This is a genomic window from Salimicrobium jeotgali, assembly GCF_001685435.2.
Lineage (GTDB): Bacteria > Bacillota > Bacilli > Bacillales > Halobacillaceae > Salimicrobium > Salimicrobium album.
This window is the reverse complement of the sequence record NZ_CP011361.2, coordinates 765,366-789,682: the sequence shown is the minus strand read 5'-3', so window position 1 is coordinate 789,682 and position 24,317 is coordinate 765,366. Positions and strand designations below refer to the sequence as shown.

At 45.9% G+C, this 24,317-nt stretch carries 26 protein-coding genes and 2 riboswitches; of the genes, 4 read left to right on the top strand and 22 right to left on the bottom strand.

What is annotated here, in order from left to right; genetic code table 11:
* Positions 1 to 87 precede the first annotated feature (87 nt).
* The 12 genes from AAV35_RS03920 to AAV35_RS03870 all read right to left on the bottom strand — a co-directional run bounded on the left by AAV35_RS03920 (position 88) and on the right by AAV35_RS03870 (position 9,032).
* Positions 88 to 1,197, bottom strand: a complete 1,110-nt coding sequence (locus AAV35_RS03920; protein WP_008587298.1) for a CdaR family transcriptional regulator — start codon at positions 1,195 to 1,197, stop codon at positions 88 to 90.
* Positions 1,198 to 1,462: 265 nt separating this feature from the next.
* Complete coding sequence (locus tag AAV35_RS03915) at positions 1,463 to 2,455, bottom strand: C40 family peptidase (protein ID WP_008587296.1); 993 nt, start codon at positions 2,453 to 2,455, stop codon at positions 1,463 to 1,465.
* A gap of 19 nt (positions 2,456 to 2,474) precedes the next feature.
* Positions 2,475 to 3,539, bottom strand: coding sequence for a dipeptide epimerase (locus AAV35_RS03910; RefSeq protein WP_008587294.1), 1,065 nt, complete (start codon positions 3,537 to 3,539; stop codon positions 2,475 to 2,477).
* Between the two features lie 12 nt (positions 3,540 to 3,551).
* Positions 3,552 to 4,715: a DUF819 family protein gene (locus tag AAV35_RS03905; protein WP_008587292.1), complete on the bottom strand. Its 1,164-nt coding sequence runs from the start codon at positions 4,713 to 4,715 to the stop codon at positions 3,552 to 3,554.
* Positions 4,716 to 4,828: 113 nt separating this feature from the next.
* A complete protein-coding gene (locus AAV35_RS03900; RefSeq protein WP_008587290.1) occupies positions 4,829 to 5,146 on the bottom strand; it encodes a DUF3870 domain-containing protein in 318 nt (105 codons plus the stop codon).
* A 273-nt stretch (positions 5,147 to 5,419) separates the two neighbouring features.
* Positions 5,420 to 5,644, bottom strand: a complete 225-nt coding sequence (locus tag AAV35_RS03895; protein ID WP_008587288.1) for a hypothetical protein — start codon at positions 5,642 to 5,644, stop codon at positions 5,420 to 5,422.
* A 325-nt stretch (positions 5,645 to 5,969) separates the two neighbouring features.
* Positions 5,970 to 6,104 (bottom strand): hypothetical protein, encoded by a 135-nt coding sequence (locus AAV35_RS14610; RefSeq protein WP_272947605.1) that lies wholly within the window; start codon positions 6,102 to 6,104, stop codon positions 5,970 to 5,972.
* 210 nt (positions 6,105 to 6,314) lie between these two features.
* A complete protein-coding gene (locus AAV35_RS03890) occupies positions 6,315 to 7,214 on the bottom strand; it encodes a zf-HC2 domain-containing protein (protein WP_008587286.1) in 900 nt (299 codons plus the stop codon).
* Positions 7,211 to 7,696 carry an RNA polymerase sigma factor gene (locus tag AAV35_RS03885; RefSeq protein ID WP_008587283.1) on the bottom strand — a complete coding sequence of 162 codons (486 nt, stop codon included), beginning with the start codon at positions 7,694 to 7,696 and terminating at the stop codon, positions 7,211 to 7,213. Before AAV35_RS03885 ends, AAV35_RS03890 begins: the two co-directional genes overlap by 4 nt.
* Before the next feature lie 356 nt (positions 7,697 to 8,052).
* Entirely contained in the window at positions 8,053 to 8,415 is a 363-nt protein-coding gene (locus AAV35_RS03880; RefSeq protein ID WP_008587281.1) for a HesB/IscA family protein, read from the bottom strand.
* A 58-nt stretch (positions 8,416 to 8,473) separates the two neighbouring features.
* Entirely contained in the window at positions 8,474 to 8,710 is a 237-nt protein-coding gene (locus AAV35_RS03875; RefSeq protein WP_008587279.1) for a YuzB family protein, read from the bottom strand.
* A 1-nt stretch (position 8,711) separates the two neighbouring features.
* The gene (locus tag AAV35_RS03870) at positions 8,712 to 9,032 is read right to left on the bottom strand and encodes a YuzD family protein (RefSeq protein ID WP_008587277.1); all 321 of its coding nucleotides are present in this window, start codon (positions 9,030 to 9,032) and stop codon (positions 8,712 to 8,714) included.
* A gap of 144 nt (positions 9,033 to 9,176) precedes the next feature.
* Here AAV35_RS03870 and AAV35_RS03865 point away from each other — a divergent pair, with 144 nt between their 5' ends.
* Positions 9,177 to 9,416 carry a NifU family protein gene (locus AAV35_RS03865; protein ID WP_040608998.1) on the top strand — a complete coding sequence of 80 codons (240 nt, stop codon included), beginning with the start codon at positions 9,177 to 9,179 and terminating at the stop codon, positions 9,414 to 9,416.
* 49 nt (positions 9,417 to 9,465) lie between these two features.
* On the opposite strand, the gene AAV35_RS03860 is transcribed toward AAV35_RS03865, so the two are convergent.
* The gene (locus AAV35_RS03860; RefSeq protein ID WP_008587273.1) at positions 9,466 to 10,425 is read right to left on the bottom strand and encodes a 2-hydroxyacid dehydrogenase; all 960 of its coding nucleotides are present in this window, start codon (positions 10,423 to 10,425) and stop codon (positions 9,466 to 9,468) included.
* Between the two features lie 125 nt (positions 10,426 to 10,550).
* Between AAV35_RS03860 and AAV35_RS03855 the strand changes: the two genes are divergently transcribed.
* On the top strand, positions 10,551 to 11,051 hold the full coding sequence (locus AAV35_RS03855; RefSeq protein ID WP_008587271.1) for a phosphatidylglycerophosphatase A family protein: 501 nt from the start codon (positions 10,551 to 10,553) through the stop codon (positions 11,049 to 11,051).
* A 6-nt stretch (positions 11,052 to 11,057) separates the two neighbouring features.
* On the opposite strand, the gene AAV35_RS03850 is transcribed toward AAV35_RS03855, so the two are convergent.
* The 9 genes from AAV35_RS03850 to AAV35_RS03810 form a co-directional block, all read right to left on the bottom strand.
* Positions 11,058 to 11,825: a TIGR01457 family HAD-type hydrolase gene (locus AAV35_RS03850; RefSeq protein ID WP_008587268.1), complete on the bottom strand. Its 768-nt coding sequence runs from the start codon at positions 11,823 to 11,825 to the stop codon at positions 11,058 to 11,060.
* Between the two features lie 5 nt (positions 11,826 to 11,830).
* Complete coding sequence (locus tag AAV35_RS03845) at positions 11,831 to 12,268, bottom strand: DUF86 domain-containing protein (RefSeq protein WP_008587265.1); 438 nt, start codon at positions 12,266 to 12,268, stop codon at positions 11,831 to 11,833.
* 64 nt (positions 12,269 to 12,332) lie between these two features.
* Positions 12,333 to 12,608, bottom strand: coding sequence for a YutD family protein (locus tag AAV35_RS03840; protein ID WP_008587262.1), 276 nt, complete (start codon positions 12,606 to 12,608; stop codon positions 12,333 to 12,335).
* Positions 12,609 to 12,734: 126 nt separating this feature from the next.
* Positions 12,735 to 12,830, bottom strand: coding sequence for a methionine/alanine import family NSS transporter small subunit (locus AAV35_RS03835; protein WP_008587259.1), 96 nt, complete (start codon positions 12,828 to 12,830; stop codon positions 12,735 to 12,737).
* Positions 12,830 to 14,362 (bottom strand): sodium-dependent transporter, encoded by a 1,533-nt coding sequence (locus tag AAV35_RS03830; RefSeq protein WP_008587256.1) that lies wholly within the window; start codon positions 14,360 to 14,362, stop codon positions 12,830 to 12,832. The genes AAV35_RS03835 and AAV35_RS03830 overlap by 1 nt, the downstream gene beginning before the upstream one ends.
* 181 nt (positions 14,363 to 14,543) lie before the next feature.
* The gene (locus AAV35_RS03825) at positions 14,544 to 16,088 is read right to left on the bottom strand and encodes a Na+/H+ antiporter NhaC family protein (RefSeq protein WP_008587254.1); all 1,545 of its coding nucleotides are present in this window, start codon (positions 16,086 to 16,088) and stop codon (positions 14,544 to 14,546) included.
* Between the two features lie 134 nt (positions 16,089 to 16,222).
* Positions 16,223 to 16,399: riboswitch (Lysine riboswitch) on the bottom strand.
* A gap of 157 nt (positions 16,400 to 16,556) precedes the next feature.
* The gene (locus tag AAV35_RS03820; RefSeq protein ID WP_008587252.1) at positions 16,557 to 17,960 is read right to left on the bottom strand and encodes a bifunctional metallophosphatase/5'-nucleotidase; all 1,404 of its coding nucleotides are present in this window, start codon (positions 17,958 to 17,960) and stop codon (positions 16,557 to 16,559) included.
* A gap of 15 nt (positions 17,961 to 17,975) precedes the next feature.
* Entirely contained in the window at positions 17,976 to 18,791 is an 816-nt protein-coding gene (locus AAV35_RS03815) for a sulfite exporter TauE/SafE family protein (RefSeq protein ID WP_008587249.1), read from the bottom strand.
* A 166-nt stretch (positions 18,792 to 18,957) separates the two neighbouring features.
* On the bottom strand, positions 18,958 to 20,598 hold the full coding sequence (locus AAV35_RS03810; protein ID WP_008587246.1) for a DUF2207 domain-containing protein: 1,641 nt from the start codon (positions 20,596 to 20,598) through the stop codon (positions 18,958 to 18,960).
* A gap of 456 nt (positions 20,599 to 21,054) precedes the next feature.
* A riboswitch (cobalamin riboswitch) is annotated at positions 21,055 to 21,255 on the top strand.
* Between the two features lie 423 nt (positions 21,256 to 21,678).
* On the opposite strand from AAV35_RS03810, the gene mmgD reads away from it, so the two are divergent.
* Together mmgD and AAV35_RS03800 are read left to right on the top strand one after the other, a co-directional pair.
* Positions 21,679 to 22,794 (top strand): citrate synthase, encoded by a 1,116-nt coding sequence (mmgD, locus tag AAV35_RS03805; protein WP_008587244.1) that lies wholly within the window; start codon positions 21,679 to 21,681, stop codon positions 22,792 to 22,794.
* A 68-nt stretch (positions 22,795 to 22,862) separates the two neighbouring features.
* Positions 22,863 to 24,305, top strand: coding sequence for a bifunctional 2-methylcitrate dehydratase/aconitate hydratase (locus AAV35_RS03800; RefSeq protein WP_008587242.1), 1,443 nt, complete (start codon positions 22,863 to 22,865; stop codon positions 24,303 to 24,305).
* The last annotated feature ends 12 nt before the right edge of the window (positions 24,306 to 24,317 follow it).

Sequence of the window (24,317 nt, the reverse complement as noted above, 5' to 3'; positions counted from 1 at the left end):
ACTCCTCGCTTAAAAACTCTCCTCCCATTGTAAGCGCCTTCCGAAAAGAAATCATCAGTCGTTTGCACAAATTAAACCGCTATCATTTTACTGTATTAAGTCCTCCTGTTCTTTGAAGCTGTGTAAAAAGACACGGGTTGCATATAAATAAAACAAATCCCTCACGTTCCGTGGATCCCTGCCGGTAATATTTAGGATGTTTGCAAAACGATACTGGAGTGTATTTCGATGTATGTATAATTCGTCAGCCGTTTTTGCAGATTTTCCGTCACATTCTACATACGTCTTTAAAGTGGCAATCAGTACTTCCGGGAGCGGTTCATCGGATTGATGTACCGAAAACCCGTCGTTTTGATACAAGTCATAAAGCAGCACCTCCAGGGACAGCTGCCCGTAAAATACAACATCATCTTTCATTGATGTTGCTGCAGCAGTCTTCCTCGTCATCAGGCTTCTTTGATAGGAACGGGCAACTTCCGAGGCTTCAGAAGCCGGAGTCCCTACGTAACTGGACGGCAGATGTAAAAAGCGGATCCATTCTTTTAACTTCGTTTCGTACTCCTCTGACAGAGCAATCGTTTTTATGATCACGATTCTATCTTCGAGCACAGTAGCCAGCTCCTGTGTCTTTAGATGTGTTTTGATTTTTCGTTCCAGCTGATCCAGATGGTCCCGGCTGTTTTTTTCAGAATCCGGAAAAACGCATATAACAATCCGTGGGAGTTTAAGGTCGATCCCGAGCATATCCGCTTTCCGTTTAAATTCCCGGTCATTGGCATAGGTGTCTTCCAGCCACTGATACAGAAATTCCCTGCGAATCCGTTCATCATACTGAACCTGATCCAGCAGGTACCTCTGCTCTATAATCATTTCTGCTGTCATTTTTACGAGCTCTCCGTACTTCCTCACTTCCCCGGGCGGCCCGGTTATCCCTACGGTTCCGATTGTACGGTTACCGTAATAAATAGGTAAATTGATTCCCTGGTCGACGCCATTCCATTTCTCTTTTTCCTCCGGGTGGATCTCCAGGTTGTCTTCGGGGTGCTTTCTATACTTCACTGCTTCATGTATGGTCCCTCTTCTCTTCGTATCACCAGACCCTAAAATTATCCCCTTTTCATCCATGACATTGATATTATAAGAAAGAATAGCCATGGTTCTGTCTACAATCATCTGTGCAATTTCATTCGATATCAATTGACGTCCCTCTCCTCGCGTAATTGCTATGATGCTTTCTATTATGCAGGCGACGGTGTCCCGTCCTCAACCTCTCTTTACATATTTCATTAAAACGGGTTCCTGAACCATAGCACGCATTTTTAATGTGAATAAAGCTGTTCTCATAAAAAGAAGCCTGAAGGAAAATTAATTTCCTCAAGGCTTCTTTAAAGCTTCAACGTTTTGGATCATCGTAAGCAACACGTAATTTATTCCCGCAAAAGTGCCGGAGGGTTACGTTACATTAATCCAGATATCTTCTCGCACCTGCAAATTCGACGGCGTAGTCCGATTCGAACACGTCGATGATCTCTACCGTACTGGCCGAATTAGGGGAGTGGATCATCTCCCCGTCTCCGATATACATACCGACGTGGTGGACATATCCTTCTCCTTCGTCATAAGCGAAAAACAGCAGATCTCCTTTCTGCAGATCCTCTTTTGCTACAGGAGTCCCGTTTTCCGCCTGTACGGAAGAGTCTCGCGGTATTGAGATTCCATGGGATTTGAAGATGGTGTGCGTGAAGCCTGAACAGTCAAACCCGAAACCGGAAGCACCTGCCCACAAGTACGGCAGCCCCAGGAATTGTTTCCCCGTTTCCACAAGGTCCTCACCGTCCGCTTCAGGGATTTCTTCCTCACTGTTATAAACGGAAGCATCCTCTTCGTTCATCCATTTCATTCCATCACTCGGAGTAGCCACCAGCATGGAATCTCCAGCCTGGGTTACGACAGGAAGTTTCGTATTGAAACTGATTTCTTTGAATTCCTTTCCTCTGTTTTTATCGTCATAAAGATGAGCAGTAGGAGATGTGACGAGTGCAAACGGCTTCTTATCTTTTAAAGTGCTGTACCTTTTCTCATCCGCCAGTTGCTCTTTCGGCATCCAGGCCGGGTAGCCGAGTTCATTTTTCGGTGTCGGCTGACCGTGGACGGCGACTTTCACCCAGTCCCCTTTTTCTTCAAGGATGGTGACTTTCTGTCCATAAAGAGCCTGCGTCTGCAATTTACCGACAAGTCCCAGTTTCTGTTCATACGTCATGCTCTCCGTCCATTCCCGCATATCGACCGGGTTACTGATTGCCGGAGCATCAACATCCCTTGTCTCAGCAGGTTCACTCCACAACGTAGCTACGGAGACATCAACGTACTTCTCTTTATTCTCTGCCTGGACAGCAGAAGTGAAAACGAAACTGAGCAGCAATACAGCCGTTATCCATAAAAGTTTATTTTTCATCAATAACCACCTCCAAAGATTAATAAAAACCGAGCCCGGGGCGTTCGTTCAACGTCACTTCTCTTCCTTCGTAGCTCATCCCCCCTTTCAAACCTTCATCATTCATCCAGGCCGGGGCATCTAAGTCGTACATCGTTATGTTCGGGTGGGCCATAGCAAGGTGAACAGCCGCCGTTCCCGAAACAGTCGATTCCATCATGCTTCCGATCATGCAGGGTACGCCTGCACTCTCGCAGATGTCAGCGATTTGCCCTGCTCTTCTCAATCCCCCGGCTTTCATCAGTTTAATGTTCACGTAGTCGGTACAATCCATTTCCACAAGCCTGAGTACCTCTCTCGGAGAAAAAGCGCTCTCGTCGGCCATGATCGGCACGTGGGCGTGTTCACGCACATATTTCAGAGCTTTCAGATCATGAGACGGAACAGGCTGTTCGACGAGTTCCACGTTGATGTCTTCCTGTTCTATCCGTTTCAGAAAGTGGACGGCCTGTTTCCCCGTCCACCCCTGGTTGGCATCAAGACGAAGGCGAACGTTTTCTCCCACCGCTTCTTTCACATGCAGCAGACGGTTAAAATCTTCTTTTTCATCCATGCCCACTTTCAATTTAAGAACATCGAATCCTTCCCGGACTCTTGCGACCGCTTCCTGTTTCATGAGAGCCGGGTCGTCTACACTGACGGTCATATCCGTCTCAAGCACTCCTCGTTCCCCGCCCAGCATTTTATATATGGGGAGGTTGTTATACTTTCCGAAAGCATCATGGAGAGCTATATCCACAGCCGCTTTCGCGCTCGAATTATGGATGCAGCTTTTTTCCAATTTAATGAGCTGATGGTTCAGTTTTTGTATATCCTCATTCATAAGGGCATCCCGGACAGGTCCTTCCACGGCCGCTCTCATCCCTTCCAGAGAGTCTCCAGTCACCTGGAGGGAAGCCGTCGCCGACCCGTACCCTTCGATCCCCTCTTCTGTTTTCACGAAGACATCCATTACTTCAATGTTTTCCACGGTACGGACGGCTGTTTTAAAAGGCCGCTTCAAAGAAACAGTTCTGTTTTCGCATACGATATCAGTTATTTTCATATAGCTCCTCCCCTACAACATCGAAAGCACTTCGGCAACCAGCAGTCCACCATACGTTCCTAGGAAAGAACCGCCGAGCGCCATCAGGACCCCGACCGGTATAAGCGATCTGTGGTAAGCTCCTGCAAGCAGTGGTGCGGACGCCATACCGCCGATATTCGCAAGACTCGAAACACCGAGTGTGAACAGATCCAGTTTGAAAATTTTAGCGGCAAGCAACATAATGATCGCGTGCACAGCGAGAATCACGAAACCGGAAATGATATACACCGGTGCCTGTCCCAGTTGGGAGAAATCGGCACGAGAAGCGATTAAAGCGATAACGATATAAAGGAAGACGTTTGCGATATCCATCGAACCCGGAACTTTCGCAAGCTTCGTCATAGCAAGAAGCACACCGATAATGGAAACGATGAGGATCGTCCACGTCGTCGCGTTAACGACAGTACCGAAAGAAGGGAGCACTCCGCCGATCTCGGCAGCTATTGCGGAAACGAATATGGCTATGGATAAAAGACCGAGCATGTGGACGAAAGTAATATTCTTCGCATCCTTCTCTTTATCCTCCTCCACGAGGTCAGCGGTGATTTCATCGAGATGTTCGGTATTGGACTTAGCCCATTTGTTGAAAAGGGCCGCGAATGGAACGAGCCAGAACATAATCATGACCCAGGAGGAATAGTTGACAGTATCCATAATAAGGGCGTAACCAAAAATATTCTCCGGCACTTCGAGGATCCCCTGAATGATAACCATGTTGGCGGAGCCGCCCGTCCAGCTTCCGGCAAGAGCTCCCAGGGCCTGCCACGTATTTTCAGCATATAACCCCTGGAACAGCAGGTACGTGACGACGAATCCGAGCATAATACTGAAAGCAGCTGTAAAGTAACCGATCAGCATCTTCGGACCAAGTTTTTTCAATTTACGCAAGTCACAGTTAATGAGCATCAGGAATATAAGCATCGGCAGCAGAATGTCCCGGACATTCCCATATGTACTGTCAATAGTCTCTGTAGAACCGATGACGCCTGTCGTCTTCAGAATCGCACCTCCGAAGTAAATAAGCACGATACCCGGCACGTATTTGAAAAATTTACTTTTTGATGATTCTAGAAAAGCTACCAGTCCGGCCAGACCTATGATGACTCCCAGATAAAGAAATCCACTTTCGATCATAATGATTCTCCCCCTTGATTGATATTATGTATAAAAACAAAAAACCAGCCGGCAAGAATACGCTTCTTGTCGACTGGATTTTATCCACGATCAGTGAGATAAAGCAATCGGTATCATATATTCATAATGTCATAGTACTTCAGCTGTGCCTGTTTAAAAGCAACGATCAGTGCTTTTTTGGAGGAGCCGAAATACCGCGTCGTAATCGCCTGTTCGACTGTTTCCCCGTCCGTCATCTTTTTCCCGATGAACAGACTGTGGACAAAATGGACGGTGATGTCCAGCATGGCCGTACATTCGACATCGACGATTTCATTACTGTTCATATCCACGACAAATCCGACAAAAAAGGAATCATATTTTTTCGTAATGGCATTATTCCCGGGTGATTTGGATTCACCCACTATGTAACACGTCTGTGATTCATACATTAAGTTTCCTCCGAATCTCCGGCATCTTTTGCAAGGATAGCCCGCCCGGATAAAAGCGAACCGCCGTTACAAAATGCAGATCCAATCGGTGTTTATTAAAATAGTACCATTTCTATAAAGCGCTTTCAAACACTTTTTGAATTTTCTCACATAATTTAGGTGATGGATGTTCTTTTGACAAACCCTTATCTACAAGAGTGTACATCAGGTCTTTCATAATAATTCTAAAGAAATTACGTAAGAGTTTATTTCTATATAATGCTAAAAGTTAACTTACTGTCTTTTACAAGGGTGTTTACCTTCTGCAATTTCAGGTTTCTCATGTGTTATTTTGGCTGCTCTATCCACACCTATAACCATCAGTAGCATAGAAAGAGCAGAAAATACCACCCAGTAACTATTGTTGTTTACTGCCAATATTAATGCAATGATTGCCAAAAAAATCGAGGTTGACTGCAATATCATCCATCTTCTGTCTTTTATTACTGGCCAGTTCATATAGTCCCCCTCCCCAAAGAGTCATTGCTATTATAAGTTAGTACCCTTATAAAGCTCTACTTGGTAACAGTATATAAGCTCCACCCGGATCTTTTACACTTCTTTAATTATTTCTTCAGCACAGTTCTCTAATCCTTTTTCTTTCCCAGGACACTTATAAATTATTGAAAAGACATGAAGTATTCTCAATAAAATGAACTAAATATAGTTCTCCATAGACCTATAGCAGCTGTTACCAGAAGCATTATTAATAAAATCTTGAATGATTCTTTATAAGCCCCGCTTTTCCTATTTTCTCTTTCTGAGATACTCCATATAAAATTAATCAAAAAATACTTATAAATACAATCACGCTCAAATGGAATGGAACATCGGTAATTGCCATACCTATTATTAAAAACATTGCAATTATACCGGCAATTGTATCATTTTGATTTTTCAATGTACTATTTTCATTCATAATTAAGTTTCCCCTTCGAGGTCTCGTTCGCTTAATCACAGTTTGTCCAGTCTCCGGTGCAACGCTTCTCTCTGTGTGAAATAAGATACCATCAATCTCAAAGATTACTACTTCCTTAATTCTACTACTCTTATTCTTTCATTTACTGAGGTGAACAGAGAACGTGTACCGTTCACAACTAAACATACGTTTATCCTCCTTATACTTTTTTCATTTAATTAAACGTGTTTTCACCCATTTTGAACCTATCGAAAGAATCCCATATAATAAGATAGCAACTAATAAAATAGCTGTGAAGTCTCTTGTTACTGAATATGTCGTGGTATTCCATCCAACTACAATGAGTTGAGCGAGTAAATAAGATAACGGAAGAAAAGTTACATTGGTTATTCGTGCGACCCAGGTTTCATTCGAACGAACAGCGAATATGAGTCCTACACAGAACAATAGTGCAATCATTGCTAACCCTGAGAAATAAGCCAAAGACAATCTTGGCAATGTAACGACGCCCCCTCCCGAATGCTGGTCCTCTCCATAAATAAGCTGATCCTGGCTTCCGTCAGTGTGATAGTAATACACAGACTCCACTGACTCACCATCCGGGTTCAATACAATCGGCGCGTTTCCTTCATTATTAGTAAAGTCTTGCCAACTCGTCTCCCAGGCCGTCAAATGATAAATCGAACCCGTTCCACTTTTATCTGGATAAGTTTCAAGATCGTAGCCGGCCACCTCATCATCAAAAACGGCAAGAACTGAGCCGTTATCTGTTTCACTGACTGACACTACTTCTTCTGAATATGGCAGGTATTCACGAGCTGTCAAAAAAGATACTGCAAGGACACCAATCAAAAGAGTGAGCAGTGCGGAAAAAATAATCGTCTGCCATTTCTTTTTCCGTAAAGTAGTCTGAATCTTTCTCAACGGACGAGAATCTGTCTCTATCGGAAAATGTCCCTTTTCTGTCGTCTTAAGTTCATTTAAATACTCGTTACATTCCTTACACTCGTCCAGATGGATTTCTACTAATTCTTTTGAATCTTCACTAAGCATGTCTTCTGCATACAGAGGAATAAGATCTTGAATTACATTACAAGACGTTACCTTCATTTGTTCTCCCTCATTTTTTCATTGATTTTTTTCCTGGCACGGTAAAAAGTGACACAGGCCCAATTGTCCGTTTTTCCAAAAATTTCACCAATGTCTTTATAGCTTAATTCTCCAAACATTCTCAGTGTAACTACTTCTTTATAAGTATCCGGTAGTGCATGAATAATTTTATGAATACGCATCGATTCTTCCTTATCCAAAACCTTTTTTTCTATACTTGTATCATCTGTTTCTTCAGGAATTTCCTGTCTGTTTACTACATGCTTATTTTTTCGTAAATAAGAGTAATAACTATTTTTAGCAATTTGAAAAAGCCATACTTTTATGTCGCTTTTTCCTTCAAATGAATCCAGTGCGTCGATAGCCTTCAAAAATGTTTCAGAAGTAATGTCTTCGGCAACATGTCGATTCTTTGATAAGCTATAAACAAATAAGTAAACATCCTTAAAATACCGTTTATATATCTCCTCCAGCCCGGTCACTTTTTCACCTCCTACATATTAGACGCACAACCTCACGAAATCTTACAGAGATTTTAAAGTTTTTTCTTTTTATTCAACTGAAGCGTTCAGTTCCAGGACATTTAAGTAATTGGTATATAGTTTTTTTGTAACCAATAAAAAGATAACTAAGGTTATCTTCTCCCACAACGTTAGCTTCAGTTTATTTTCCCGGTTTTTTCCAGGGCAAGGGAGTCCGCTTTTTTCTTAGGTATAAATCCACAAAAATATACACCTCCCTGACGAATGTTCCGTTCGCTAAGAAGGTGTATTATGTGAAGACACGAAAGAGGGTCGTTTCCCTCAAACGAATATAAAACGAACTTTGAAATCGGCAATCAGCAGTTCGGGTCCGGCGTGCCTGCGTTTGTCGCTGTCTTGAAGGATGATCCACAGCCGCACGATACGATGGCGTTCGGATTATCAATCGTGAACCCGCCACCCATCATGTTCTGTTTGAAATCGATCTTCGTCCCTTCAATAATTGCAGCATCCTGATTATTGATGATGACCTGAAGGCCGTCGTGTTCTTCTACTATATCAAGTTCTTCATTCATTGTTTCTTCAAAACCGAGCTTATAGGAAAGACCGCTGCATCCTCCGCCCTGGACACCGAAGCGTAAGTATTTATCTTGAGAGTCTTCTTCCTGCAGCATTTCGTTCACTCTGTAAATTGCAGCTTCCGTAATATTCAGAACCATTCGGAACCTCTCCTTTCTACTATCAGTATATAGGCTGATCAGTAAATGTTCAATCCATTCATATCAGCTCTTCTTCCTCAAGGTATTCATAAATCTTCTCAAGCAGTTCATCCGGAGAATTAGCAAATATCCGCTGTCCTTCGACGAGAGCGTAATTTTTGATGGCACACATCCCGCAGTGATTCAGACAGCCCCATTCCTGAACATCCAGATCCGGGTCCTTCTCCAGCTTCTCTTTCACTTCCTGGGAACCGTCGGCGAGGTTCGTTACACAAAATTCTATAAGAGGATTCAATTTATCCCTCCTGTGCCGAAAGACCGTGCTTTTCCAGATGCTGATAGACGGATTTGAGACGCGGGTCTCCTTCTCCGGCTATTTCTCCTTCGACCAGCACCAGTGGATAAAAAAGCTCGTCTTCCATAATCTTTTCGGTGTACTCATCTTCTTCTGCAGTAAATATATCAATGTATCGGTAAGTGATTTCTTCATTTCCATACTTGCGACCGATGGCTGCCTGGAGCCACTCATATGTCTCTTTCGACCCCGGCGCATTCACGCAGCTCGCACAGCGCTGATCCGCCCCGTACACAGTGATAGTTACATTCTCCTTATTCACCGGCCTCTCCTCCTTATCGGTTACTTTCATTTTACAAAACTATTGAGAAAAGATAAAATGATAATAGTTCTCATCTTCCAAAGCTATGGATGCTACATTTGTGATATAGTATAGATAACATCATCACGAAAGGGGAAAGTTGATATGCAACAACAAGTGGATATGAACGAACAAGTCCAGGAAGTCCTGAATAAACTGCGCCCATTTCTGTTACGTGACGGAGGGGACGTGGAACTTGTAGACGTAGAAGACGGCATCGTCCGCCTGCGCCTTATGGGAGCGTGCGGTAACTGCCCAAGTTCAACGATTACATTGAAAGCCGGAATCGAACGGGCTCTCAGCCAGGAAGTTCCGGGCATCTACGAAGTCGAGCAGGTATTCTGATTATACATTACGTAAAAAGAGAAGGGGCTCCCCTTCTCTTTTTTTATGTTCACGTGACCGGGGTGAGAGGACTCTCCCCCGCAGTGACACGCGTGACGTTGTCGAGACAGAGCTGCATCATGCGATACCTCGTCTCTGTTGTTGACGAACCGATGTGAGGGGTGGCCGTCACGTTTTTCAACCCGAGAAGCGGGTGATTTGCAGAAATCGGCTCCTCTTCGAACACATCAAGGCCGCATCCCCTGATTTCCCCGTTCTCAAGAGCGTGCTGCAGAGCTTTTTCATCCACCGTTTTCCCGCGGGAGGTATTGATGAAATAAGCGGTGTCTTTCATGGTACGGAACGCTTCATCATTGAACATATGATGGGTTTCCTCCGTGTACGGAGTCATACAGACGACGTAGTCGGACGTTTGAAGCAGTTCATCGAGAGAAACGTACCGGGCCCCTGTCTGCTCTTCCGCCTCGGGGTTACGGGAACGGTTGTGATAGAGCACTTCCATCGAAAAACCTCCGGCTCTTTTAGCCACTGCCTCTCCGATGCGTCCCATTCCGACGATACCGACGGTTTTATGGTGGATATCCGTGCCGGCCAGCTGCAGCGGAGACCACTGCTTCCACCTGTCTTCTTTTATGTAATGTTGAGCTTCGCTGATTCTTCTTGCGGTATTCATCAGAAGAGCAAACGTAAGATCAGCTGTCGTTTCGGTTAAAACATCAGGCGTATTCGTCACGGTCACCCCGTTCTTCCGCGCTGATTCCACATCAATGTTATCAAAACCGACGGCCAGATTGGCTACGATTTTGGCGGACGTGTTCCGGAAAAAGTCATCATCCAATTTCTCGCTCAGCATCGGAACAAGAGCATCAATGTCTCCTCTTTTCGCTTTCAGCTCCTCCTCCGGGATCTGCTGGTCGATGTCGTACATATCAATGTCGAGTCGGTCACGGTAAGGAGCAACGACTTCTTCCGGTAATGGTCTCGTAATCAATACTTTCGGCTTTCGCATGTATAAGTCCCCCATTCTTGATACAGACATCCGGTCTGTCTCTTTGTTATACTTTATTCACGGGTTTGTTCCTATATAAACCAGGGAAAGAGAAAATTGTACTGAGTCGTTAGGAGGAAGTTATAATGAGTGATAAAATTACCAAACTGGAACAGACGGCACGGGCGTGGCTGAAAGAACGCGGTGTATCAATCGATGACATTGCGGATCTCGTCTATTATCTTCAGGCGAAATATCACGAAGGTCTGACGATGGAAGACTGCCGGGAAAACGTCCAGAAAGTCCTTCATAAAAGAGAAGTACAGAATGCCATTATCACCGGTATTCAAATGGACAAGCTCGCAGAAGAGAATAAGCTCGAAGAACCGCTTCAGAGTACAATCGAAACCGACGAAAGTCTGTACGGCATCGATGAAATCATCGCTTTTTCCATCGTGAACGTCTATGGTTCCATCGGGTTCACCAACTATGGTTACATCGACAAACAGAAACCCGGCATTCTGAAAGAACTGGACGATAAATCGTCCGGCAAATGCCACACTTTCCTCGATGACATCGTAGGGGCTATCGCAGCAGCTGCTTCCAGCAGGCTGGCCCACAGTGCTGCAGGTGATAACGACGAATAAAGGGCCTCAGGAAAACGTCCACTCATCCAGTTTCTTCACTTTATAAGTGGGCTGACTCGCGACCTCGTTCAAGTCTTCGAACGAGGTCGCTCCTGTTTCTACCATCAGTGTGTCCACTCCCGCATGGATGCCGGCTGATATATCCGTTTCATAGTTATCCCCAACAAGCAGCGCCTCTTCTTTACTCACACCGAGCACTTCCAGCGCCTCTTCCACAATCAACGCTTCCGGTTTCCCGACATACACGGGGCTGATTCCGGTAGTGAGAGCAATCGCTTCCGTTATCGCTCCGTTCCCGGGGAGCATTCCCTCTTCTGTCGGAATCGCCCTGTCTTTATTCGTACTTACAAACACCGCTCCGTTCTGGATATTCAGCGCAGCCTTCCTCAATTTATCGTACGACAACTCGCGGTCAATACCGACGACGACCACGTCAGCGTTCTCCTCGGTAAGCGTCGCGCCTCCTGCAAGCAGGGCTGACTCGAGCCCTTCTTCTCCGATCATGAAGACGTCCGGTTCAGGAAACGTGCGCTGTATGTAAGCGGCGGCCGCCATGCTGGACGTGTATACCTGCTCCGGAAGGGCGTGTATCCCCATCCCGTTCAGTTTATCCGCCACCTGCAAAGGCTGTCTCGAGGAGTTGTTGGTAAGGAATACGTAGGGGATGCCCTGTTTTCGGCACTCTTCGACGAAAAAGGGCGCTTCCTTTATCGCTTCGTTCCCCCGATACATCGTACCGTCCAGGTCGATCAGCAGTCCTTTGTACTTTTTCATTGCTGTCACTCCTTCGTAAACGCCGAAACACTTCCCAGTTCGGCATTCAAATAGTGACGGATACGCTCCGGAAACTGTCTTAAAGACCCGAGGCATTCGTTCCACTCGCTTAACAGACGTTCATGGGAAACGGTCGTATACTCACGCACGACTGCCTTTCTCATATCGATGATCCTCTTGTACTGATTCTCCTCTTCATAAGGTAGAACTTTTTCGTCCATAAGAATATCGATAATATCATGGTAGCTGCCCGGATCGCGCATGATGAAGCCGTCGATCATTTTATTCCCCACATCAATCATCACTTCCACACTCATGTGGGTAGCTCTTTCCAGAGCAAGCCGTTCCGTAGTGGTCTCCATCCCTGCCTGCTGCAGTTCAGGGATCAGTTCTTCCACGTAGATGAGAAGGTTATCAATCTCTTCACGATTCACAAAATACATTCCGTTTCACACCTTTCCCGGTTTCTCATAAGAAATAAGAGGGGCGCGCATTCACCTCCTCCTTCTACTTATCAATGCGTTTCAGTACAAAATAGGCACAACCGAAGTTACAGTACTCGTACAAATAATCTTCGAGCGTGCTTATTTTCGTATCGAACGTCGCTTTCTGGTTCTGATCATCATAGAACCCTTTCAGCCTGAGCTGACCATATCCCCAGTCACCTACGATGAAATCGTATTTCCCTAGTATCTCGCTTGCTCTTTGTTCAATAGACTCTTCTTCCACCGCATTGCGGTGATCCTCTAAAATTTCATATTGTTTACCTAACAATTCCAACATGTTATCACCTCTTACACTGTTGCCAGTATACCATAATTCCACACTCCGAAGAAAAAGGTAACGACCACCTCCCGGGTATTTCCCATATAAAAAAACAGCCTGCACCAAGTGCAGACCGCCTGTATCCTATGAATTTTTGGATTTCCGTACAGCGTTGGTAATACTTAGAGCAAGTCCGCCCCAAATGATGGTGATGGTAAGAATGAACATAACTATAGCCATCAGAGTGACCCCTCCTTGTGGTTAGGCTTAGTCGGGTCTTCAAACGCCGTTCCCTGTGGCCATTTCTTCATGGAGAAAGCAAAACCGATCAGGATAGCAGCGAATGCCACCACCCACCCGAAGTAGATAAGGAAATCCGTCGGGTATCCCTCGTACGGTTCTGCAAGTTCACCAGTAAGGTTCTGGACCATCTGGAACCCGAGTACAATTGGCGTGATGACACCGAGACAGAATCGCCACCAGCCGGCAAGCATAACGTCAGAGCTTGAGTTCGCATGCTCCTGAAGAGCTTTCAGTTCTTTTGCGAACCACACGACAGCCACTACTTCGACAAGACCCGCAAGAGCCACGCCATAGCTGTTGATGAAGTGGTCGACGGTGTCGAGTATGTTCAATCCGCCTCTTGTTGCATAAAGCAGGGAAAGAATAGCTGCAATTCCTCCGCCGAAGATTACTGATTTCTGACGGGAAATATTGAATTTTTCGGATACAGCGGCTACATATGTCTCCGAAATCGAGATTAGAGAGGAGAACCCTGCCAGAACGAGAGAGGCGAAGAACAGGACACCGAACAGTCCCGGTATGCCCGGAATCTGACTGATGATTTCAGGGAACACCATGAAAGCAAGTCCTATCCCTCCGACCCCTTTCTCGGCTGCCAGGCCTGCCACAGTCGTGTCGTACTGGAAAGCCATGAATCCGACTGCGGAAAATACCCCGATTCCTGCAAGAATTTCAAAAGATGAGTTCGCAAAACCGGTAATAAATGCGTTGTTCGTAATATCGGACTTTCTCGGCAGATAGGAGGCATACGTTACCATAATTGCAAAAGCGATGGATAAACTGAAGAAAATCTGCCCGTAAGCAGCAATCCATACTTCTGCATCCAGTATTCGGCTCCAATCCGGTTCGAAAAAGCTGTTCAGACCGTTCATTGCGCCGGGAAGCGTTACAGCCCGAACGACGATGATAAGAAACAGAACGACGAGAGCCGGGATGAATATCTTGTTGGCGACTTCAATCCCTTTTTTGACTCCCCGAGACAGTGTTCCGAGCACTATAGCCCATACAATAACGAGAGGGATGAGTACTTTAGGTACGAGACCGCCAAGCTGACCGGGGTCTGCAAGATTAAGGAAGTCTCCCACGAAGAAAGCCGTCGGATCACTCCCCCAGGACAGACCGATCGAATAATAAGCATACATGAGTGCCCAGGCGATGATGACTGCATAGTACGTCGAAATGACGAACGCGACGAGCACCTGCCACCAGCCGATCCATTCCATTTTTTTGTTGATGGTAGCAAAGGATTTCGGAGCGGATCCTCTGTACCTGTGACCGATAGTGTACTCCATAATCAACAGCGGAATCCCGGCAGTGAGTAGCGCGAATAGATAAGGAACGATGAATGCACCGCCACCACTTTCATAAGCTGTAGCCGGAAAACGCCAGATGTTACCAAGGCCGATAGCCGACCCCATCGCTGCAAGCAGGAACCCTACCCGGGTGCCCCATTGTGAGCGATTTTCCATAGAAAAGACCTCCCTTTAGACTTCACCTGTCCCCCATGGTTAAAATTTAAAAAATTCGGACAAATGAGATTATTCTGTAATCTTGTATAAAGTATAATGGGAAATTTCAACTATGTCAAAAGAAACTTTAGACAATCCAACATAAACAAAAAGACCGACACACGTCGGTCTTTAGGGGCATTCAGCTATTCGTTTCAGGTTTGAACAGGAAACCGGCTGCAACCACTACTAAAAGAGTCGCAAGCAGCGGTACCAGCACACTTTCCAGCAGCGCAAAAAGGAAATATCCCGTCGAAGCGGCGACCGCTGCAATAATAGCGTAAGGTAGCTGGGTCAGCACGTGATCAATGTGATGGGATCCGGCTCCCGTTGAAGAAAGAATCGTCGTATCAGAAATCGGGGAACAGTGATCCCCGAACACGGAACCTGCCAAAACAGCGGACAGTGCCGGTACAATGAAGGACGGATCCGTAACTGCAGCGATTTCCCCTGCAATCGGAAGCATAATCCCGAATGTACCCCAGGACGTCCCAGTTGCGAGAGCCATAAACCCTGCCGTAAAGAAAATAAGCAGGGGAAGATAGGCGACATTCAGGTTCGATGCCTGCACGAGCCCGGCAAGATACTCACCCGTACTCAGCTGATCGATCACTGAACCGATCATCCATGCCAGTACAAGAATATAAATGGCCGGAAGCATCGCTTTGATTCCTTCCAGGAGCACTTTCCGGAGTGGAGACTTGCCGGAAGGGAGACCGGTGTACATCAGAATCGCTACGACAGCCGCTGTCAGTCCTCCGTAAAACAGGGAGAAATTGACGTTCGTGTTGGCGAACGTACTCAAAATATCCGCAGAACCTTCACTGGCCCGGACGCCGGTAAATATCATGAGCCCTACTGTCATCACAACGAGGACGGCAATCGGCACGAGCAGGTGTCTGATGTGTCCATTATCATGAGGATGGAACTCTTCATTCAGATCCCCGGGTATATCCGTATGCTTCGGATCGGTCAGTTCCCCCGTCTCCTCCGCTCTTCGTTCGTGCTTTTTCATGGAACCGAGGTCCAGCTTCAGCATTATAGTGAGGAAGACGAGAAGCAGCGCGGCAAAGACGTAGAAGTTATAAGGAATCATCTGGATGAACGCTTCGAACGCCCCGATATCCGTTATTTCATTCGCAGCGAGAATCGTACCGATTGTACCGATGATATAGGCGCCCCAGCTCGATATAGGAGAAATCACCGTCACCGGAGCCGAAGTGGAATCGATATAATAAGCGAGTTTAGCTCTCGACACTTTTTGTCTGTCGGTAACCGGCCGGGCTACCTGACCGACGGCAAGAGCGTTGAAATAATCATCGATGAAAATGATGATACCGAGCACTGCCGGCACTAAAGAAGCACTCCGCTTCGTCTTCACGCGGGAAATTGCCCACTTCCCGAACGCCCTGCTTCCGCCGGAGGCGGTCATGAACGCGGTCATGACGCCGAGCAGCAGCAGAAAAGAGAGCAGGTACAGGTTCCCGATATTCAGTGCCCCGTCCGTATAGAAAATCGTATAGAATTCCTGCCACAGAAGACTGAGAGTTCCCGTTACGTCGAACCCGGTAAGCATAAACGCTCCGATGAGAATTCCGAGACCGAGAGACAGCAGAACCTGCCGGGTCGCTATGACCAGAATAAGCATAAGAACGGCCGGTATAAGAGAATAGATTGTTCCTTCCATAAAGTCGTACCTCCAAAATTTTTTTGGCATGGATCGACTACATGAACATAGGAGTAATCGAAGTTTTTTTGCATATAAAAAAACAATGACAGAAAATAATCCATCATTGCTTCAGCAATATGATTATCCTCCATGCGATCAGTAGCGCACCATGCATGTAACATGCATGACAGTACATCTTTTATTCAAACATGTACCAGCATGGAAGGTATGACGATCCGTCCATACTTCGGCAGGGCATCCTTTCCCGGGGGCTCTTCGCTGTCACGCTCGTTCCCGATACTGATATGTCCTGCACCTCTACCTCATCGTGGCGATAAGGTCACGCGTATTCAATTCGGATTAAATTCTATCAGCTTCCCTTCCCTATTGCAAGGGGACTTAAGCTTCAAAAAAGAATTGCCGTCTCCAGCAATTCTTTTAAACCGGCTTATTACTAAAAAATGGACGACGACGCCCTCGATACCGTTACCGGGAAGAATACTCTCCGGACTGCACAACTTCAAGCAGCAGATCGCGAAGCATTTCCGGCAGGTAATACGTTTTCGTCGCACTATGACTGATTTCCGGGAAAAACTTCCCGAAACTGAACGTATCTGCTGTAGCCAGACTGTACCAGCGGTCCCGTTCGATCGGCTGACCGTCGAACCATACTTTACGCACGTGTTCGCCTCCGCCCGGGGAAGTGGCCGTTTCGATTTCAATACCTTCAAAAATCATTTTACCGATCACTTCTCCGCGGAACCCGAGCCCTTTCAGCGGAAATTCCGTCACCTGTTTCGTGTAGGCGGAGCGGACGACTTCGACGATTTCCTTGCCGCTCAAATGGACCTTGCAGGGGTTCATCGGGTGGGGACAGATCCGGTGCAGATCCGCGTACGTCACGGCTCCCTCATCCAGTCCTTCAAGAATGACACCGGCATTCAGCATAGCTATATCTGCCTCTGTCCAGCTGCGCAGTTCCTTCGTCAGTTCTCTCATCAGCGGTGTCTCATGGAACCAGTCCGCTGTCAGAGGAGTTTTCAGTTCCGCCACGGTCGAATAAAGACGCCGGTGCGCTTTTTCTTTTAAATTCTCGAGCCTTTCTCTCACTTCCGCACTTTCTTCAAGCGTATCGGATGCGACCGTGTACGCTTCCTTATTCACCAGTTTCTGCTTCGAATGATCCCAGTCTATAAAAATTTCACCGAGATGTGTTCCGTGCTTCCCAGCAGCCGTAAGCAGCACGCCATTGTGCTTCTCCCCTTCCGGAAGAAGGTGATGAGTATGACCTCCGATGATTACGTCAAGTCCGGGATAATCGGCAGCCATCTGCCGGTCCGTGTGGTAACCGAGGTGGGAAAGAAGAACCACGATATCACTCTGTGCCTTCACTTCCTCCATATACCTGTCCATCATTCTCTCCGGGGCCTCCACTTTCCACCCGAGCAGCTGATAGAATACACGGAAAGGAGCAGTGAGCCCGATGATGCCGAGTTTCACACCGCTCGCAGTCTCCCTGATGACGTAAGGCTTCAGCCAGTCCGGATCTTCTTTTGACATAGGGAAAGCATTCGCACAGGCTACCGGAAAGTCCGCTTCGTCGTACAGATGGTAAAGTTCCTGTTCCGCAAGGGTGATGCCTTCGTTGTTGCCGAAGTTCACTACATCATATTCGCTTGCATTCAGTAATTCCACGTTCCCTTTGCCTTTCAGTCCTTCTGCCACGGGGTGGAAGCGGTCTACGTGGTCCCCGTTGTCGAATACGAAAGAAGCTTCTTCTCTGTTTCTATGCTCCCGCCGTTTCTCTTCGATATAACCGGCGAGTTTCGGCCATTTTTCGAAATAACTGTGCAAATCGCTCGTATAGTAAATAAATATTTTCTCTATCATAATCTCTTCTCCTTATCATAATCCCTGAGAAATCAGACGGATACCTACGACAATCAGAAGAATGCGCAGCACCCATTCTATACTTTTCGCATTCATTTTACGATTCACGTACGCCCCGACCGTGCCGCCGAGATACGCTCCCGGAATAAAGAACAGCGTCCGATACCAGTCCACGTGACCGAGACCGATATGCGTCACGGAACTCGGGATTACGGCAAAAAATATCATGAACATCGAGGTGGCTGTGGCAATATGCGGAGGCAGCTGGAACAGCAGAATCATCGCCGGCACCATGAGCGATCCGCCTCCGATACCGAGCAGTCCGGATAACGTCCCGACCACGAAAGCGAGGACAAGACCGAGAGTAATCGGAACCGTATAGTGATACTCCTCCCCGGCTACTGTCCGGACTCCTTTCATCCCCTTCTTGAAGAGAGGCGTGGAGCCCTGGCGCCTCGGCAGGAAGAAAAGAAGGGATACGAAAATCATAACTCCTCCAAAAATGAGGGAAAATACATCCGCATTGAGAAAACCGTTAATGTACGCCCCGAATATGCCGCCCGGGATACTTCCGATAAGAAACAGAGCCCCTAGTTTAAAATCGACCCTCTTATGCCGAATATAGGAAAGGGCTGAAGACATCCCGGTGAAAATCATGACAATGAGAGATATCGCCACAATCTTTTGAGGAGTAACCCACGAAAAAGCTTCGAAGAAATCGGACAGGAACAGCAGGGACGGTATTAGAATCACTCCGCCGCCAAGACCGGCTATACTTCCGATGAAAGCGGTAAGGAACCCGATAATCAATGAAATAATCACAAAAATCATAAATATGTACCCTCTTTATCTTTTATATTCAACTATACCCTTATTAGAACGATGATAACACAGGTTTTCAGTGAATGGAAAAAAGCACGGGCCCCTGAAGAGGCTCGTGCTTAAATTGAAAATTTAACGGTTTATAAGTGTACGTGTTGAGAATCGAATCGGCGTATCAGAAAGCACCTGAACCACCGCCACCCCCACCTACTCCGGCACCACCACCGGCTCCGGCGCCTGTAGTCGCAGCCGAAACGGAAGCAGTCTGATCGGCCTGCCGGAAACTCTGATCAAGCGTTCCTGCAAGTATCATAAACATGGCGAGATCGTTCACAGTTACGGCACTTGCGGGCAGATCGACGTCCGATTTTCTTTTCCCTGCGCCCACCTGATACAGGTAGGCGGATATCTGATCTTTCTCTTCCCACTGCTGCCATTCATCCCCCGTTTTAAGCGGTTCGAGCTCCTGTTTGAGCCGCTGCCCTTCAAACGTAAGAGGACGATAAAGTAAAGAGAAAATGAGAAAGTAAAAGAATAACGCAATCGCAGCCGTCATCCAGATAAATACTTCATAGACTGGAAACAGAATCGTAAAAGGCAGTATGGCCAGCCCCGCCACTCCGGCCGCCCAGCGGGCTTTCGTATTATCCTCATACAGGTCGTACTGCTTCACTTCCTGTTTCACCGCTTCGCTCCACAAACGGAAGTTCTCCTGGTAGGATTCAATATGATCTTCGTCTTCAAGGTATTCTTCCAGATCCTCCACCTTAAACGTCCCGTTTTCCCCCACTTCATCGAACAGCCAGTTCATCAGAAGCGTCTCATGGGGGTAATCGGTTTCCCGGTTCACTGCCCGGAATTCCCCCTCCGGTCCTTCCTCGACGTTTCCTTTCCTCACAAGCTCAAGCAGGGCAGGCGTCATCATAGGAATCGTCACCTGACCATGATTGCCGAACATAAGCACTGCGGGCAGGCTCATTGTAGTTTCCGGGAATCTGCCGGTGCCGCTTCTCTTACGTTCCGCTTCCCGCAGCGTCTCCTTCCTTCTCCGAAAACCGACGAGGAACAGGACGAATGCCAAAAGGAAAAAAGCTCCTGTTATATAAGGACCGAGGCCGCTCCACAATTCGTGACGCTCCTGTCTGGCAATCATTTTCTCATTCAACTTCGCTTCGTCATTAAGGATTTCCGTCAGCATGGCTTCATCACTGGACAGCTCTGCCTGCGGAAAAAGGGCGGCGTCATAAGCGACGCGTATGTCTCCGTTCTTCCCTTCCGGCACTTTCCCCATATCGAAAACCACTGTGCCGTCGGAACCGCTGTCTACGGTATGATAAGCGGCATCATAACCATAAGCCGCTTTTGCTTCGGACGGCTCCGGTGGTACAACCGTAATCGTCATATTTTCATAATCCGATTCGTTACTGCTGTCAAAAAACGGCCAGTAGAACTGGGCAACATCCGAATATACTTCCACTCCTCCCTTTATAGAGTAGGTAAGCCTGACCGATACTGTTTCGTCTTCACCGGAACGATGAACTTTATACAATTCATCCTCCTGTTCCACTTCGAGTTCTTTCCCCTGTTCAAAAGCCTTCACATCTTCGATCACTGCATTGTCTTTAGGTATGAGCGTTCTTGATATTCCACTGAACTCTCCTTCGAATTGATACGTATGCCGCTCTTCCACGTGTACCGTTCCATCTTCCTGCAGTTCTGCCGTAATAGCAGTTTTCTCAATGTCGTATTCCACCGCGAACGCATGCATAGGAAAAATAAATATCAGTAAGCTCAGCATGAGTATGATTTTTTTCATGGTTTCCCCTCGCTCTCTTCCTACTTCCTACGGTTATGAGCACTGAAAGGTTTCAAGTGATCAAATAGAGTGATTCTCAAAAGTTCCCTATACCTCTAGATTTGAAATGTTTCATATTTTATTCTTTCTCTAACCTTTTTCATTCAAATGAAACCTTCCGCCTCGTTACTTGATAATTTCATTAGTGAAATAGCAGCCCCTACTTACGCTTACCATTACAACAATAGTCCTCAATGAACAGGTTCAATAATTCTAGGTGTTCCTGCTTCGGATTTAATTCACTATTAAAATAATCATCGATGAGAAAAATAATTCCCGATTTTTGTGAGCAGAAAAACTTCTCATTTATGATTACTATGCAGTACAGAGTCCTTGATTTAATTTTAAATCAAGGATATTCATTAGAAATAATTGTTAATTGAAAAAATATTTGCTATAGTATAGATGTTACAATTGAATACTAATTCTGAATCAGGTGCGAATAAGTCCTTGACTCTTATTCGCTTAAAAGGGAAATCGGTGTTAATCCGATGCTGTCCCGCAACTGTATTTGATAGTGAACTGGAGATACCACTGCTCTTAAGGATAATAAGAGTGGGAAGGATTCAGGGATCGATGATCATAAGCCAGGAGACCTGCCTGTTTCAGCGAACATCAGTACCTACGAGGATAGGAGGTGTTAAGTCCGAGCGGATAAGCAGGGATAGGTATGTCAAAGTATAATACCTGTATCCTATCAATAGGTAGCTCAACTTAACAACTTCTTTCAAGAAGTTGTTTTTTTATTGGTTTTATTTTTACTGGATCAGAGGTGTTCTGTTTGGTTAAATCTACTCAGCATTATTTAGATCTTTTTCGAACGTGTATTATGAACCGCTTATATTCATTGGAAGTCGCTACTTTAAGTGAAACCTATGAATGGTTAAAGTCGGAGATTCCTAAAGGGGATGAAGAGAATGAGGCCTATAAAAACCTTGAACAAGCCTATCGCCTTATTCGAAAAGATATTTTCGGATAAGAGTCGTTCTTTTCAAGAACACGAGCATTTTTGAAAACGTTTACTAAAAGGAGAGGCTTTCTATGACAAAATATTCAACGTACACGCCAGGTTTAGATGGTGTTGTTGCAACTGAAACTGAGCTTTCCTATTTGGATGTTGATGCGGAAGAAATCGTCATCCGCGGATATGAACTGATTGAACTTGCCAATAGTAAAGAGTACATTGACTTAGTTCAACTTTTGTTACGTGGATCACTTCCTGATGAACAGGAACGCAATTCTCTCGAAGAGGAAATGAAAAAGGAATATACTCTTCCTGACTCTTTCTTTTCCCTATTCAAAAAACTCCCGGAGGATACTCACCCGATGGATGCACTAAGAACAGGAATTTCGGCCTTAGCCGGATATGACAAGGATATAGACAAGCGTCAAGAGGATACTATCAATAATATTGCTGTGAAACTATTAGCTAAAATTTCAAACATCGTAGCCAACAGCTATCATATTCTTCATAAGGAATCTGCAATCGAACCGAAAAAGGAGTTATCTTACAGCGCTAACTTTCTGTATATGATTACAGGGAAAGAACCCACTACCCGGGAAGTAGCTTATTTTGATCAGTCACTAATGATGTACAGTGAACATGAGATGCCAAATTCAACCTTCACAGCACGGGTCATCGCTTCGACGAATGCCGATATTTACGGGGCACTCACAGGAGCTGTGGCTTCTTTGAAAGGAAACCTCCATGGTGGAGCAAATGAAGCAGTAATGCAAATGCTTGTAGAAGGAAAAACCTCAGAAGGATTTCGTCTTCTTCTTTATGATAAGTTAAATCGAAAAGAGAAAATCATGGGTTTCGGTCACAGGGTTTATATGAAAAAAATGGATCCAAGGGCTGCCTTAATGAAAGAATCCTTACGTGAGCTTTCGGTGGATAAAAACCGGGAGGACCTATTTGAAATGTGTGAAGTAGGAGAAAGCGTAATGAAAGAAGAAAAAGGCCTTTACCCGAACCTGGATTACTATGCAGCTCCTGTTTATTATTTGTTGGGTATTCCAATCGATTTATACACCCCCATATTCTTTGCAGCCCGCACCCTCGGGTTGTGTGCTCACGTAGCAGAGCAGTATAACACCAATAAATTATTCAGACCAAGGGTACTTTATACGGGACCACGGAATCTGCATCCATAAAAAATAAGGCCATCCCGGCTATTCGGAATATTGAAATCTTATCATTACAATGAAAGGCGGAGAATTCAATGAAGGAAATCACCAAAAATAGAACACCAGCCACAGATCAAGTGTTGGAGAAGATTGCTGAATATGCAGTGGAAGGGGAAATAGATAGTCAAGAAGCACTGGAGACTGCTCACTATGTATTAATAGATACTCTGGGCTGTGGATTTTTAGCCCTGCGCTATCCGGAGTGTACAAAACATCTAGGGCCGATTGTTCCAGGTACAATAGTTCCGAATGGGTCACGTGTGCCAGGCACCTCTTATGAACTGGACCCGGTCCATGCAGCTTTCAATATTGGATGTATGATCCGCTGGCTTGATTATAATGATACCTGGCTGGCCGCTGAGTGGGGACACCCCTCTGATAATATAGGAGGCATATTGGCAATATCCGATTACATCAGTCGAACACGATTATCAGAAGGGAACGACTCCCTTAACATGCATGTTATACTGGAAAATATAGTGAAAGCTCATGAAATTCAAGGTATCCTGGCGCTCGAAAACAGTTTGAATCGGGAAGGTCTCGATCATGTACTTTACGTCAAAGTTGCAACCACAGCTGTAGTGACTGCTATGCTGGGAGGCGACAAAAAAGATGTTATAAATGCAGTGTCTCAAGCATGGATCGATAACTCCAGTCTTCGTACATATCGACACGCACCCAATACGGGATCGAGAAAATCCTGGGCAGCCGGAGACGCGACCGCTCGTGGAGTTCGTTTAGCTCTGATGACAATGAATGGTGAAATGGGATATCAAACTGCCCTTTCCGCCCCTGGCTGGGGATTCCAGGACGTTCTGTTCAGTGGAAAAGAACTGACTTTGAGTCGATCTTTCAATTCATATGTCATGGAAAACATACTGTTCAAAATTTCCTTCCCCGCCGAATTTCATGCCCAGACGGCAGCTGAATCGGCTATTGCTCTGCATGAGCAAGTCAAAGATAGAATAGCGGACATTAAACAGGTAGTGATTACAACCCACGAATCCGCCATCCGCATCATTGATAAACAAGGTCCCCTCCACAACCCGGCAGACCGGGATCACTGCTTGCAATACATTACAGCTATCGGTTTGCTTTACGGGACCCTCACTGCAGACCACTACGAAGATAGCGTAGCTGAAAACCCTGCTATTGATCATTTGCGGGAGTTGATGGTTACCGTTGAAAACGAACAGTACAGTAAAGACTATCTCGACCCGGATAAACGTTCTATTGCCAATGCAATACAAGTGTTCTTCAAAGATGGCAGCTCTACAGATAATGTGGCGATTGAATACCCGATCGGCCACCGGCGCCGTCGCGATGAAGGACTGCCTTTGTTGCTGAATAAATTTCATGACAATCTCACCGTCTGCTTCTCAAAACGCCAAGTGAAACAAATTTACAATCTTTGCAGTGATTATGAAAGACTTAAGGAAACAAGCGTCAATAAGTTCATGGACCAATTCAGAATATAAACCACGCTAGGA

Excerpts from the sequence above, each read along its gene's own strand:
- AAV35_RS03915 (WP_008587296.1), bottom strand. The coding sequence starts at position 2,455 with ATGAAAAATAAACTTTTATGGATAACGGCTGTATTGCTGCTCAGTTTC.
- AAV35_RS03910 (WP_008587294.1), bottom strand. The coding sequence starts at position 3,539 with ATGAAAATAACTGATATCGTATGCGAAAACAGAACTGTTTCTTTGAAG.
- AAV35_RS03905 (WP_008587292.1), bottom strand. The coding sequence starts at position 4,715 with ATGATCGAAAGTGGATTTCTTTATCTGGGAGTCATCATAGGTCTGGCC.
- AAV35_RS03900 (WP_008587290.1), bottom strand. The coding sequence starts at position 5,146 with ATGTATGAATCACAGACGTGTTACATAGTGGGTGAATCCAAATCACCC.
- AAV35_RS03895 (WP_008587288.1), bottom strand. The coding sequence starts at position 5,644 with ATGAACTGGCCAGTAATAAAAGACAGAAGATGGATGATATTGCAGTCA.
- AAV35_RS14610 (WP_272947605.1), bottom strand. The coding sequence starts at position 6,104 with ATGAATGAAAATAGTACATTGAAAAATCAAAATGATACAATTGCCGGT.
- AAV35_RS03890 (WP_008587286.1), bottom strand. The coding sequence starts at position 7,214 with ATGAAGGTAACGTCTTGTAATGTAATTCAAGATCTTATTCCTCTGTAT.
- AAV35_RS03880 (WP_008587281.1), bottom strand. The coding sequence starts at position 8,415 with ATGGTTCTGAATATTACGGAAGCTGCAATTTACAGAGTGAACGAAATG.
- AAV35_RS03865 (WP_040608998.1), top strand. The coding sequence starts at position 9,177 with ATGCAACAACAAGTGGATATGAACGAACAAGTCCAGGAAGTCCTGAAT.
- AAV35_RS03860 (WP_008587273.1), bottom strand. The coding sequence starts at position 10,425 with ATGCGAAAGCCGAAAGTATTGATTACGAGACCATTACCGGAAGAAGTC.
- AAV35_RS03855 (WP_008587271.1), top strand. The coding sequence starts at position 10,551 with ATGAGTGATAAAATTACCAAACTGGAACAGACGGCACGGGCGTGGCTG.
- AAV35_RS03850 (WP_008587268.1), bottom strand. The coding sequence starts at position 11,825 with ATGAAAAAGTACAAAGGACTGCTGATCGACCTGGACGGTACGATGTAT.
- AAV35_RS03845 (WP_008587265.1), bottom strand. The coding sequence starts at position 12,268 with ATGTATTTTGTGAATCGTGAAGAGATTGATAACCTTCTCATCTACGTG.
- AAV35_RS03840 (WP_008587262.1), bottom strand. The coding sequence starts at position 12,608 with ATGTTGGAATTGTTAGGTAAACAATATGAAATTTTAGAGGATCACCGC.
- AAV35_RS03835 (WP_008587259.1), bottom strand. The coding sequence starts at position 12,830 with ATGGCTATAGTTATGTTCATTCTTACCATCACCATCATTTGGGGCGGA.
- AAV35_RS03830 (WP_008587256.1), bottom strand. The coding sequence starts at position 14,362 with ATGGAAAATCGCTCACAATGGGGCACCCGGGTAGGGTTCCTGCTTGCA.
- AAV35_RS03825 (WP_008587254.1), bottom strand. The coding sequence starts at position 16,088 with ATGGAAGGAACAATCTATTCTCTTATACCGGCCGTTCTTATGCTTATT.
- AAV35_RS03820 (WP_008587252.1), bottom strand. The coding sequence starts at position 17,960 with ATGATAGAGAAAATATTTATTTACTATACGAGCGATTTGCACAGTTAT.
- AAV35_RS03815 (WP_008587249.1), bottom strand. The coding sequence starts at position 18,791 with ATGATTTTTGTGATTATTTCATTGATTATCGGGTTCCTTACCGCTTTC.
- AAV35_RS03810 (WP_008587246.1), bottom strand. The coding sequence starts at position 20,598 with ATGAAAAAAATCATACTCATGCTGAGCTTACTGATATTTATTTTTCCT.
- mmgD (WP_008587244.1), top strand. The coding sequence starts at position 21,679 with ATGACAAAATATTCAACGTACACGCCAGGTTTAGATGGTGTTGTTGCA.
- AAV35_RS03800 (WP_008587242.1), top strand. The coding sequence starts at position 22,863 with ATGAAGGAAATCACCAAAAATAGAACACCAGCCACAGATCAAGTGTTG.